This window comes from Paenibacillus sp. AN1007 (genome assembly GCF_040702995.1).
Lineage (GTDB): Bacteria > Bacillota > Bacilli > Paenibacillales > Paenibacillaceae > Paenibacillus.
Window position 1 is genome coordinate 1,858,996 of sequence record NZ_CP159992.1, and the last position, 12,210, is coordinate 1,871,205.

General features: G+C 47.9%; 13 protein-coding genes. 6 read left to right on the forward strand and 7 right to left on the reverse strand.

Features of this window, described 5'->3' with window-relative positions; all coding sequences use genetic code 11:
* Positions 1-52 precede the first annotated feature (52 nt).
* Positions 53-1,570, forward strand: a complete 1,518-nt coding sequence (locus ABXS70_RS08495) for a DHA2 family efflux MFS transporter permease subunit (RefSeq protein WP_342551624.1) — start codon at positions 53-55, stop codon at positions 1,568-1,570.
* A 145-nt stretch (positions 1,571-1,715) separates the two neighbouring features.
* Here the strand turns inward: ABXS70_RS08495 and ABXS70_RS08500 are convergent, their stop codons facing one another.
* The 3 genes from ABXS70_RS08500 to ABXS70_RS08510 form a co-directional block, all read right to left on the reverse strand.
* Entirely contained in the window at positions 1,716-2,066 is a 351-nt protein-coding gene (locus tag ABXS70_RS08500; protein WP_342551623.1) for an MGMT family protein, read from the reverse strand.
* Between the two features lie 150 nt (positions 2,067-2,216).
* The gene (locus ABXS70_RS08505; RefSeq protein WP_342551622.1) at positions 2,217-2,951 is read right to left on the reverse strand and encodes an RluA family pseudouridine synthase; all 735 of its coding nucleotides are present in this window, start codon (positions 2,949-2,951) and stop codon (positions 2,217-2,219) included.
* A 2-nt stretch (positions 2,952-2,953) separates the two neighbouring features.
* Entirely contained in the window at positions 2,954-3,817 is an 864-nt protein-coding gene (locus tag ABXS70_RS08510; RefSeq protein WP_342551621.1) for a class I SAM-dependent methyltransferase, read from the reverse strand.
* A 257-nt stretch (positions 3,818-4,074) separates the two neighbouring features.
* Here ABXS70_RS08510 and ABXS70_RS08515 point away from each other — a divergent pair, with 257 nt between their 5' ends.
* From ABXS70_RS08515 to ABXS70_RS08525, 3 genes are read left to right on the forward strand one after another with little or no spacing between them, the layout of a single operon-like run.
* A complete protein-coding gene (locus tag ABXS70_RS08515; RefSeq protein ID WP_366295251.1) occupies positions 4,075-4,527 on the forward strand; it encodes a flavodoxin in 453 nt (150 codons plus the stop codon).
* On the forward strand, positions 4,476-5,339 hold the full coding sequence (locus tag ABXS70_RS08520; RefSeq protein ID WP_366295253.1) for a hypothetical protein: 864 nt from the start codon (positions 4,476-4,478) through the stop codon (positions 5,337-5,339). Before ABXS70_RS08515 ends, ABXS70_RS08520 begins: the two co-directional genes overlap by 52 nt.
* 47 nt (positions 5,340-5,386) lie before the next feature.
* Entirely contained in the window at positions 5,387-5,950 is a 564-nt protein-coding gene (locus ABXS70_RS08525) for a nitroreductase family protein (protein ID WP_366295255.1), read from the forward strand.
* 61 nt (positions 5,951-6,011) lie between these two features.
* Here ABXS70_RS08525 and ABXS70_RS08530 read toward each other — a convergent pair whose 3' ends face one another.
* Both ABXS70_RS08530 and ABXS70_RS08535 read right to left on the reverse strand, forming a co-directional pair.
* Positions 6,012-7,469, reverse strand: coding sequence for a 4-hydroxyphenylacetate 3-hydroxylase N-terminal domain-containing protein (locus ABXS70_RS08530; protein ID WP_366295257.1), 1,458 nt, complete (start codon positions 7,467-7,469; stop codon positions 6,012-6,014).
* Between the two features lie 216 nt (positions 7,470-7,685).
* Positions 7,686-7,838 (reverse strand): DUF1540 domain-containing protein, encoded by a 153-nt coding sequence (locus ABXS70_RS08535; protein WP_090917035.1) that lies wholly within the window; start codon positions 7,836-7,838, stop codon positions 7,686-7,688.
* A 351-nt stretch (positions 7,839-8,189) separates the two neighbouring features.
* Between ABXS70_RS08535 and ABXS70_RS08540 the strand changes: the two genes are divergently transcribed.
* Positions 8,190-9,029, forward strand: a complete 840-nt coding sequence (locus ABXS70_RS08540) for an ATP-binding protein (protein ID WP_342551616.1) — start codon at positions 8,190-8,192, stop codon at positions 9,027-9,029.
* A gap of 49 nt (positions 9,030-9,078) precedes the next feature.
* Here the strand turns inward: ABXS70_RS08540 and ABXS70_RS08545 are convergent, their stop codons facing one another.
* Both ABXS70_RS08545 and ABXS70_RS08550 read right to left on the reverse strand, forming a co-directional pair.
* Complete coding sequence (locus ABXS70_RS08545; protein ID WP_342551615.1) at positions 9,079-10,545, reverse strand: HAMP domain-containing sensor histidine kinase; 1,467 nt, start codon at positions 10,543-10,545, stop codon at positions 9,079-9,081.
* Positions 10,530-11,216 carry a response regulator transcription factor gene (locus ABXS70_RS08550; protein ID WP_342551614.1) on the reverse strand — a complete coding sequence of 229 codons (687 nt, stop codon included), beginning with the start codon at positions 11,214-11,216 and terminating at the stop codon, positions 10,530-10,532. Before ABXS70_RS08550 ends, ABXS70_RS08545 begins: the two co-directional genes overlap by 16 nt.
* Positions 11,217-11,409: 193 nt before the next feature.
* On the opposite strand from ABXS70_RS08550, the gene ABXS70_RS08555 reads away from it, so the two are divergent.
* Entirely contained in the window at positions 11,410-12,129 is a 720-nt protein-coding gene (locus ABXS70_RS08555; RefSeq protein ID WP_342551613.1) for a YceI family protein, read from the forward strand.
* The last annotated feature ends 81 nt before the right edge of the window (positions 12,130-12,210 follow it).

The following is a 12,210-nucleotide window of genomic DNA, read 5'->3' on the forward strand; positions in this document are numbered from 1 at the left end:
GCATTCATGGTCTGATGATTGAAAAGTTACAAGGAAGAGAGATGAACAACCTATGAGCACAACAACTGCTGCAGCTCCGTCCTCCGCGATGGACAACATCAAGAAAGGCCCCATTGTAGCCGCCTTGTTGATCGGTGCCTTTGTGGCATTTTTGAACCAAACCCTGATGAACGTAGCTCTTCCTAAAATTATGGAGGATCTCGGCATCGGACCGAACAAAGCCCAGTGGCTTACCACGGGTTACATGCTTGTTAACGGTGTATTAATTCCCGTTACAGCATACTTGATCGCCAAATTTTCTACACGTCAAATATTCATAACAGCCATGACCTTGTTTACCATCGGTACCTTGGTCTGTGGACTTAGTCCGAACTTTTCCATACTTATGGTTGGTCGTGTCATTCAAGCAGCTGGTGCCGGCATTCTGATGCCGCTAATGACTGTAGTATTCCTGACGATTTTCCCGATTGAGAAACGCGGTCAGGCCATGGGTACGATGGGGATTGCGATGATCCTCGCACCAGCGATTGGCCCTACGTTATCGGGTTATATCGTGGAACACTATTCTTGGAGATTGTTGTTCTACATCATTTTGCCATTCTCCGTGATCGCAACAGCGATTGGGATTGCTTTTGTTAAAAATGTAACACGTCAATCCAAACCGAAACTGGATTCAATCGGTGTCATTTTATCAACACTCGGCTTCGGCAGCTTGCTGTATGGATTCAGTGATGCAGGTACAGACGGATGGGGAAGCGCTGTAGTTATCAGCTGTCTGGTTGTAGGTACCATTTCCCTGATTCTGTTCGTTATTCGTCAGCTGACGACAGATCATCCGCTCTTGGAGTTCCGAATCTTCAAATACAATATGTACACCCTGACAACGATTATTAATATGCTTGTCACAATGGCGATGTTTGCAGGGATGATCCTGCTTCCTATCTTCCTGCAAAATATTCGCGGATTCTCAGCGATTGAATCCGGTCTGCTCATGATGCCTGGTGCCATCTTGATGGGCATTATGTCTCCGATTACCGGCCGCATCTTCGATAAAGTCGGTGCACGCTGGCTCTCGGTTGCGGGTCTGGCGATTACAGCGATCACGACGTGGGGGCTCAGCCGTCTGGCGATTGATACCACATACGGATATATGATGTTTATCTACACAGCTCGTATGTTCGGGATGTCGATGCTGATGATGCCGATCCAGACTGCGGGTCTTAACCAGCTGCCTCAGCGTCTCAATGCACATGGTACAGCGATGTCTAACACACTGCGTACAGTCGCAGGCGCGATTGGTACAGCCATTCTTGTAACGATCATGAGCAGCAAGCTCAAGTCTCATCTGGCTGAAACGATGGCAGCGGGTACGATTGATCCAAACAGCAAAAATGCGGTAATGGCTGCCACAGCAGATGCAACGATATATGGGGTTAACTACGCTTTTACAGTGGCAACTTATATGACTATTGCAGCTCTGATTCTGGCTTTCTTTATTCGCAAAACCAAACCGGCTGCCGAGCCGGTAAACGCAGAGCAGGAAAAAGCGAAAAAAACGGCTACAGCTTAATTCGACTTCAAGAATTATTGAAAAAGATAAAAATAAGAGAAAGAGAACTCTTATCTGCAGGCAAAGTAATCATCATGCCGTAGAGAGAGTTCTCTTTTTGTTTTTTGCAAACGAAGCGCTGCCTGGTAAAAAAAATATGGAACCTTTACTCATCATCTGAAGCGATCGAATCCTGCAGCAGCAGCGCTGGATCAGGTTCATGTCCGAAGCGCTTGAGATCAATGGCACCGTGCAGCCCGAACTGGACTCCTTCACTAATCAGCTCGGTTTCCTGCATCATTCGTGATTCCTCATCCAGGATGGAAATCTGCCCTTTAGCATTAACGACCCTGTGCCAGGGCAGCCGTTCTTTGCGGCTCATGGAGTGCAGTATGCGGACAACCTGTCTTGCCGCCCTCGGGCTTCCGGCGTGCGCCGCAATCTGTCCGTAAGTCATCACCTTTCCCTCGGGGATCGCGGAAATAATAGCAATAACCTGTTTCGTGAATGGGGTCATGAATATCGGCTCCTGTCTTTGGATTAAAAGAACTAACTTTATAGAGTAGATCGTATATTATAAAAAAACGTGTCGTCTGGATGCAGCATCCGAACGACACGCTACAGGTGCAGACACGTACTGCTCCTGGATTGGATAACATTAATCGTATTACAGCCGATTGGCAGCAAAAGCTTCTTCGTAAATATGAGAGGGCCATTCCGCCCAGGGAAACTCTCGTGCAGGCAGGGACTGCAGCACGATATCCTCCTTGGTAACGGGATGGGGGAATGCAGCGATGACAGACCACAGTGCGATCTGCTGCCCCGGCTTGTTCAGGCTGGCGCCGTATTTCTGATCTCCGAATAGCGGACAGCCTGCTTCCTTCATCTGAACGCGGATCTGGTGAGAGCGGCCCGTGTGCAGCTCAATATGAACGAGGCTGTAACGATCATTCTGTCCAATGACCTCATAGTCCAGAACGGCATCTTTGCCGCCAGCTGTGCCTTTAGGAACAGCAGTAACGGTATTGGTTTTACTGTTTTTCAGCAGCGTGTGCTTCAGGGTACCTTGACGTGCAGGCAGTTTCCCGTGAACAACAGCTGCATAGATTTTGCGAAAGTGACGTCCACGGACCGTTTCGGACAACCGTGAAGCGGCTTTGGAGGTCTTGGCAAAGATCATGGCTCCTCCAACGGGACGATCCAGACGATGTACCAGACCCAGATACACATTACCAGGTTTGTTATAACGTTCCTTCAGGTCCTGTTTCAGGAGCGTCAACAGATCGGGATCACCAGATGCATCTTCCTGTGTCGGAACATTCACCGGCTTGGTAATACCTAACAGATGGTTATCTTCGAAAAGAATCTCGATGTCTCCGCCCTCATGAACGAAATCGGCCATAATCAGGACTCCCAGCGGCCCAAAATACCGCACGGCAGATCCAGACCGCTGCGGGTAATCGGCAATCCGATCTCTCCCGCTGTGATCTGTCCGCCATACTTGGCAGACATCGTCATGGTGAGCATATTGCGCAGCACGGTAGAGGAGATGCCGGTCGTATACGAATTCACAAGCATAAACAGCGGGTTGTCCGACAGGATTGTCATACACGACTTGATGAATGGATACAGATTCTCCTCCAGCTTCCATGTTTCACCGTTCGGACCGCGCCCATAGGATGGAGGGTCCATAATAATTGCATCGTATTTGTTGCCGCGGCGCTGTTCACGCTGCACGAATTTGAACACATCGTCCGTGATGAAACGAACAGGACGATCCGCCAGTCCAGACAGCTGCACATTTTCTTTGGCCCACTGTACCATGCCCTTGGCAGCATCGCAGTGTACTACGGAAGCGCCGGCGTATGCTGCTGCAACTGTTGCTCCACCGGTGTAGGCGAACAGGTTCAGCACAGAAATGGGGCGGCCTGCATTCGCTATTTTATCCATCATCCAGCTCCAGTTAGCCGCTTGTTCAGGGAACAATCCTGTATGTTTAAAGCTGGTCGGTTTAATGTGGAATTTCAAGTTTTCGTATCCGATCGTCCAGCGCTCAGGAATCGGTTTTTTCATATCCCAACTGCCGCCGCCGGAAGAGCTGCGGTGGTAATGGCCATGAGCTTGACGCCACTCATGAGTTTCTTGTTCAAGCGGCCAGATAATCTGTGGGTCGGGTCTGCGTAAGATGACATCTCCCCAACGCTCCAGCTTCTCGCCGCCTCCAGTATCAATCACTTCATAGTCTTTCCAGTTCTTTGCTACGTACATAGTGGTTTATCCATCCTTCAAATTTCATTTGGATACTATTGTACAACAAAAAAGGGGCTGTACGCCAGCTGACCTACCGTCAATCAAGCCTATGCTGACGAATTTCGACAGAAAATAGAAGAGGGGGGATTAAAAATTAATTTGACAATGATAATCATTATCACTTATGATTTTGATAATCCGATATTGAATCAATTCCGGAGCATATTCCGGGAACACATATGAACATAACGAAATTATGAAATGAGGGACGATAGATGGCAAAATGGTTAGTGGCTTATGCCAGCATGACAGGAAATACGGAAGAGATTGCTGAACTGATTGTAGAAGGCATTTCACAGGACGGTCATGAAGTTGACTTGAAGTCCGTAACTGACTGCAATGCTGCGGATGTATTAGATTATGATGGATTCATGATTGGTGTATATACCTGGGGAGACGGCGAGCTGCCGGATGAATTTCTGGATTTCTACGAAGAACTGGATGAGCTTGATCTGAACGGAAAAAGAGCGGCAGTCTTCGGAAGCGGAGATACATCCTATGAGCAGTTCTGTGCAGCTGTTGATCTCACAGCCGAGAAGCTGCGGGAACGTGGGGCGGAAGTATCACCTGAGACGCTGAAAATTGAATACAGTCCGCTGGAGCAGGAGAAAGAAACATGCCAGGATTTTGGCAGACGTTTTGCTGCTGCCGGTGTGCAGGTGTCCTGATCGAAATGCTGCAGCGTGATTTTCATGCATCCATGACTGCGGGGAGCAGTGAGCTTCACGGACGCTTGCTTGAAGACTACAAGCTCGAAGAGATGCTGCGAAGCCCGCACCGGTTCATCCGCCCTGAACCTTCGGCTGCGCAGCGCCCAGTGCTGGAGTGGCGACACCGTGTACAATATGCGGTGAGCCATGCCATTAATCATTTTTACAGTATGGACCTTGATGTGCGTAAAGAAATTCCAATTCAGTATGTGCTTGAGAAATGGTGGCCCAGAAAAACGGATGGATTTGATTCCGTTCTTCATTATTGGGATGTTAAACATAAAATGATCGATGAGCTGTCCCTTGCGATTGCGGCGAATGATGATCTGAAGCGGCCAGTGATTTTGTTTGAACAATGGAAAACCGAAGTACCTTCCTTACAAATGGCTTTATCGATTATCTTTCAAGCGGCCTGGCAGCCGGAAGGCTGGGACAAACTGCTTATTCAGAAATATATGGTGGTTCATGATGCCAATGTTGTGGAAGCCTTTCAGCATATGGTCAATGTGTTCTGCTGGGAAGCATTTGGCAGGCTGCCGGGAATGATTGAAATCTACTGCCTGATGGAAGGACGTAAGATCAGGTACATACCAGGCCGTCAATCGCTGCAGCGATCTATGGATTATATCCGTCTTATCCGGGACAGCATGCCTGAAGCCGAGAAGCAGGTATCTGAACACTTTACAGCGAAGGACAAAATCCGTGTACACGAAGAAGTGGATCGTTGGAGATCAGAAGGAGCAAAGCATCAGAAAACCTGGTTAATGTAACATTTGAGAAACGGAGACGCAGCGCTAATCCGGAGGAGGGAACACGGGTGACGTTATTAAGACAAGATGTTAGCGATGGTAAAAGAAGAGCAGGAACATGGGAGTTCAGCTCCATGCCTGTACCCCAAACAGTGATCAGACAGCTGCTGGATGAAGCAGACCCGTCTTTGTATGTTACGAGTCCGTCACCCTGGCGTTTTATGCTGTTCTCCGGTGAGGGCAGGCAGCTCTACATGGAGGCGGTCAGACAGAGCTATCCGCCGCATCTTGCGGACTGTCACGGAAGCTGGGCTGCATATCAATATACGGAAGCTATTCCGGCTCACCTCGTTGTGGTCGCCCCTGCGAATACGCAGGAGGATCACGTACTGCCCGCGAAGGCATGGAGCAAACGATTCTGTATTTTGGCTGCAGAACAGGGATTACATGCGGTATGGAAAACAAATGATTATCAGCAGCATCCGGTTTTTCTGAACCTGATGGGACTTACTGCCGATGAAAGAGTGCTGGGCGTATTTCATATCGGCTATGGAGACCATTCAGGTTTGCGTCACATCGAACCTGTCAGACCTGCATCTGAACTTATGACAGTATACGACCATCTGGTGTGAAGGGCAGCGAAAGATGTTAGACTTGCTGCCCTCACTACAAACTTACCGGATGGTGTAAATGCTACCGTACATGCTTCGCAAGAAAGTGGCGAACACGTTCCCGCTCGGATTGATCCTGCAGACTGGCTGTATATAAGCGATTTGAAACGGTGATGGTGTTGCCGAAGAAAAATCGTTCGAACTGAGTCTGTCTGCCTCCAAAAGATCCTGCACCAAGCTCCCAAATCAAGCGAAACAGTGCATTCCGTTCCTTAGATTCCATGTCTGAGCCTTTGAGATAGATGTTTAAAAAGTCAGCTGCACCCGATTGGAAATCCTCTTCTTGCGGAACCATGATCATGCCGCTGGAACTGAGCAGCTGCAGTATTTCAATCATCTCGGGATAAAGCTTCGGGTATAGAAGATTGGCGGCCATCAGCGGTTTGGGAGCCGGTAATAAAAATCCCCTGCCGTCGGATATGGCACCAGCTTCCGAAGCGAGAGCCAAAGCTTTTAATGATTCAAGACCCGCGAGAGCACGTGCTGTTTTCTCAACAACATGAGCTTCGCTTTTGAGATCAAGTGTATCCGTAAGCAGTTGAATGGCGCCGAGTACAAATTCAGTTTTGGCAATATAACGGCACAGCACCTGATGCCCGGCATGGATGTGGAAATTACTTTCGCTGAAGAGCGTTGAAGACATCTGTTCATCACCCGCAAAAAAAATACGGTCATGCGGTACAAGCACGTGGTCAAAGATGACGATATTGTCCATTTCTTCATACCTGGAGCTTAAGGGATAGTTGTAATTCGAGGCAGCGGCATAGGTGTCCCGACAGATTAAACTGATGCCGGGAAGATCATTCGGAACGGCAAAAGAGAAGGCAAACGGATTCTCATCATCAAAAGGTGCCGGAGAAGGGGAAGGATATACGAAAATTTCGTCCGAAGTAGCGGCCTGTGTCGCCATCATAAACGCACCGTTAATAATAAGCCCCTCATCTGTGCGATCCACGACTTTGGCGGCAATAGCTTCTTCCGTGGCATCCATCTGTCCTGAAATTTTGCTCGCATGCGGCTGGATGAAAGCGTGGGACAGTGTAATGTCATGGTCGCGGCAGTAAGCATAGTAATTTTTCAGATTGTCAGCATATTGGGGAGAGAGTTCGTTCAACAGATCAGCAGCTGTGTAAAAAGACATAATTGCCGTGTTCATGTAATCGGGCGAACGTCCCAGGAAACCGTGATGGGTCTGAGCCCATATGGTCATGGCTTCACGTCTTCGGCTAAGATCGCTGACTTGGGTTGGAGGCAGGAAAGACATCCCTACAGGTTTCCCATCTGCCGGCGATGCGTACGTCATCCGTTCTGTCAGCTGCGGATCGGACTGGAGGTCGTACATGTCCATCTGGGTTTTCATCAAGCCGGAAAAGGCGATGTGCTCCGAGCGTTTACCGGTAAGCAGTTCTCCTTTGTACCAGCAGGGAACGGTCTGTGCATTGATTCGTTCACAATACTGCATGCCAGTTTTAGCGGGCATTGTTCTTCACCTCTTAATTCATGGTTCATGAGCACATTTATTTCTATCCTTATACTACGTGAAGCTGCTCTCTAATGTGCTGATGACCAGATGGTGAAAATTTTGCATCCAGGGCTTGATAATAATTATCATTCTTGCTACAATAAACAAAGAAAAAGGAACCCTTTAGGGCTCCTCAGGTGAAGCAGTTAGCCATAGTTACTTTAATTACTTCTCTTACTTCACTTCAAATGTTTTGCAGTCTGTTTCAGCAGACTCACTTGCTTCTTTGGAAGCGTGGCTCACGATATAAATGGAAGATGCATTACATTTGTTTTCTTGAGCCCAATGACGACAGGAATTCACTTCACACAATACGTCTTTTGCCATGATTGTCAACCTCACTTTTAGTTGGATTTACATTCGTTGGTACAAAGAGATCCGGATGCGCAAGTTGCCGCTTGCTGATCTGGAAATTTTTTACGCTCTCATGAATTTAGAGGGCTTTTTTGCGTTATACACAACGATGCATCTTCAGAATAGCAAATTTCACCGTCCCATGCAACTAAACAGAGGCCGCGGAGACTGATTTATGCGAACAGGAAGGCAGCGCTTTGCAAAGAGGATGCTCTATGTTATTATTTAATAGTAAAATTTACGATTAAAACCAAAGGGATCACTGCCAATACATTATTTCATTGGAACGGATACATATTTTTATTGAAGGAGCTGCACATCCACATGAGCAAAATGAATAACTCAAGCCGCATCCCGCGCGCCAAGGGAATAGACATGGCCGCTTTTTACACACCAAAAGAATGCAGACGAAAAGCACAGCATATTGTCTTCTCGGCTGAGAATGAACGAATGATTGAAGAGTTCATTACAATTCTGGGCATGAAGGAGAAGTTCAGAGAACATGATATATCCACCCCTAATAAAATGGTCATGTTTGGCCCTCCGGGTACGGGGAAAACATTAACTGCTTCTTATCTGGCTCAGAGACTGGAGCTGCCGCTTGTGCTGGTCAGAATAGACGCACTCATTCACAGCCATCTGGGGGAAACAGGCAGCAATGTACGCAAATTGTTTGAATATGCGCGTCTTCATCCCTGTGTGCTGTTTCTTGACGAGTTTGATGCGATTGGCCGGACACGAGAAAGTAACGACGAAGTCAAAGAGATGGCCAGAGTTGTCAATACGCTGCTGCAGTGTTTGGATGAATTCGAAGGAGACAGCATCCTGGTCGCTGCCACGAATCTGGAGATACAGCTGGATCATGCCATCTGGCGCCGCTTTGATACCAAGATGACGTACGCGATGCCGGATGAAGACAGCCGCAGACTATATATCAGTAAACTGGTTGGAACATTTGAGCGGGAGAACAGCCTGGAGGATTACATCTCTACACGTCTGGCTGGCTGCAGCTATGCAGATGTGGAGCAGGTTGTGTTAAAAGCAAAGCGGAAAGCGATCATCGGCAGCTGCGCTCTGCACAAGCAGTTGATTACTGATGCGTACGAAGAGTATAGACCTCGAGTACTGGAAGGTTCTAATCAAGAAAGCCCGGCCTCCTTCTGAAAAGGAATACCGGGCTTTTTTTACTTCTATTCAGCTCCAGCAATACGGATCAAGCTTTGACAGGTGAGCGATAGGTTTTTTCCGGGATAACCACTTCCTGCCGGGAAGTCCAGCGTGGCAGACTTAATCTGAAAATACTTCCTTCAGGACCGCTGGATACTAGTGTTAACTCCCCGTCCTGTTCCTGAGCCAGAAGCCGGCTGTACGTTAAACCGAGACCCAAGCCGCGATTGCGGCGTTTTTTCAGCTCACCCCGATAAAATCGTTCAAAAATGTTAGCCTGATCCTCTAAGGAAATACCCGTTCCGTTGTCCTGCACATCAACATGCAGCATGTCATCTTCTGCAACCAGATGCATATGGAATACAGCTTGCTGCCCAGGAGCTGTGGCCTGCAGCCCGTTATTCAGCAGGTTAACTACAATCTGCTGGATACGGAGAGCATCTCCCATCACGTAAAGTGACCCCGGCGGGGCATGCAGCTGAACCTCCGGCATGTGTTCCTCATACGCAATCTTCCATTGGTATATGATTTCACCGACGAGAAGCTTCAGATCGGTCCGTTCCTTCCGGACAGCGACACTTCCTGCGGTCATGGCATTGTAATCGAGCAAATCTGCAATCATACGCTCCATGCGTTCGGATTCTTTCAGAGCGATATCCAGAAACTCTTTGCCTTCCTGCGGACTGACGACATCGTCTCGCACAGCCATCACGAGTCCTTTAATTGAGGTAACAGGCGTTTTGAGTTCATGACTTACTCCCGCAAGGGAAAGCGCGCGCCATTCTTCGAGCTGCCGCAGACGGGCCGCCATATCCCCAAAGGAGCTTACAAGCTCGTTCATCTCCCGCTCGCGTGTTCTAATATCCAGGCTTACATCGTAATTGCCGCCGCGTATTTGCTCTGCTGCATAAGCAACCTGACGAATCGGCCTCGATAACTTCTTGGACAGCAGGTATATCGTAAACCAGCCGCACAGAATAAGACCTCCGAAAATCAGTGCGACAAGCCATATCGTCTCCGGACCAAATGTTATGGATTGTTTGGACTGCATGACCCATACTTTGCCCAGCGTTTGATCACCGTCAACAATGTTCACCGTCACACCCGCATACTTGCTGTTGCGGGGTTCAAGGAAATCGTCAGAGAGTCGATAATAGACGTCTTCCTGTTCCATTTTAGGCTGAGAGAAGACCAGTTTATTGTTATTGTCCAGCACGATGACACAAAAATAGTGATCGGTATTAAACAGCTTCTCACGGCTGCTTACAATCGTATTCAGGTCAGGCGGCACCTGTAATTGATGATTTTTCACGGTCACTCGATCGGCGATCTCCCAACCGAGCAGCTCAGCTGTTTTCAAACCTTTTTCTAAAGAAGTTGTCCGAATCCAGTACAGCGCACCTGCGGCAATCACCGAGAATCCGATACATAAAATCAGAAAGTAGCGCAGGGTCCAGTGTGACAAAATAGAAGTGGTTCGCTTCGGTTCGGTTGATGTCAGTTGGCGATCCAAAATTGATACCCCATTCCTCGCAGCGTTCGAATTTCTCCTGTGTCTGTTGTCCAGTGAGAGAGTGCCTGACGCAGTCGTTTGATGGATAGATCGACAGCACGATCGCTGCCCTCATAGTCCATTCCCCATACTTGTTCAATCAGATGATCTCTGGTGAATGTACGGTTGGGATGCTCGGACAGAAAAATAAGCAGAGACAGATCTCGTGGAGTCAGTGCAACTTCTGCGCCATTCAGCAGGACCTGCTTGGCAGCAAGATCAATGACCAGATTGCCAAAGGAGCGCCGATCCTGTCCTCCGGAAGTCCAGTGCGGGTTCCGCCGCAGTACAGCATTCACGCGTGCAACCACTTCCTCGGGGACAAACGGTTTGCTCATATAATCATCAGCACCGGCATTTAATCCGTTAAGCCGATCTGTTATATCATCCAGTGCAGTTAGCATAATGACGGGACAAGCACTCTTTTCCCGAAATATTCGCAATAGATCCCATCCGTCCATGCCGGGCAGCATAACGTCTAGAAGTATGATAGACGGATTGACCGAATCAAAAAGGGTTACAGCAGCCGGGCCATCCGCTGCATGATGAACTTCAAACTCGGCTTTTCTCAGATAAGCAGCCAAAACACGTGCGATTGCCTGCTCATCCTCAACGATAAGTACAGATTTCAAACAGGGTGTTCTCCTTTCACAGACAAGCTTGTGTACTGATTTTACATGAGGCAGCGCATAAAGCCAATCCCGTTTTCACGTTTTGAAAAAAAATGAAAAGAAATCTTATCTTGACTTCTTCCTGACACATTGGGCTGTTAAGATCCATATCAAGAGCAGTGATTAACCATACGATACTGGAGGAATTATAGAGATGAATAAAAAGGCGAAAACGTGGATTATTACAGGGGTAACCGCAGCAGTTATCATTGGTGCGGGCGGTTATTACTTTACGAATAGTTACTTGGGAAATAACGTTGAGATTGAACAGGTTCTTCCGGCGAGCACAGCAGCATCCACTACAGCCGCAGACACCGGCACAGCAAAAGCTGTGGAGAATAAAAAGGCAGGAGCAGACCAGCTGAATGGAGACTGGAATATTAGTCAGGGATCGAAAGTATACTTTTCTGTAACCACATCACAGGAAACCGTAAATTTTGTAGACGATCAGGTTAGCGGGAAATGGACGCTGAATGTGGATGACCCCGCTAAATCCCAGGCTGAAGGTAAAATTGAGATGAACGGTATCGATTCCGGTAACGGTCAGCGGGACGAGCATGTGAAAAGCGCGGATTTCTTCGATATGGCTCAGTATCCGCAGGCGACATTCAAAGCCACTTCATTTGAAGGCCTGCCTTCCGAGTGGACAGAGGGGCAGACCGTAGATTTGAAAATGAAAGGAACGCTGACCGTTAAAGGTGTTGAAAAAGAAGTCACATTTGACGCAAAAGCGGCTTATCAAAACAATCAGGTGCTGCTGTCGGGCACAACGATGGTTACGTTCGAAGACTTTGGTATGAAGAATCCACACTCGGTAGTACTCTCCACTGAAAATGATATCCAGGTCCGCCTTGAATTGAAACTGGCGAAATAACCGTTTACTTTCAATATAAAACTGGCGAAATAACTGTTTACTTTCAATATAGAGATTTCCAACTTACAAAGATTCATAAGC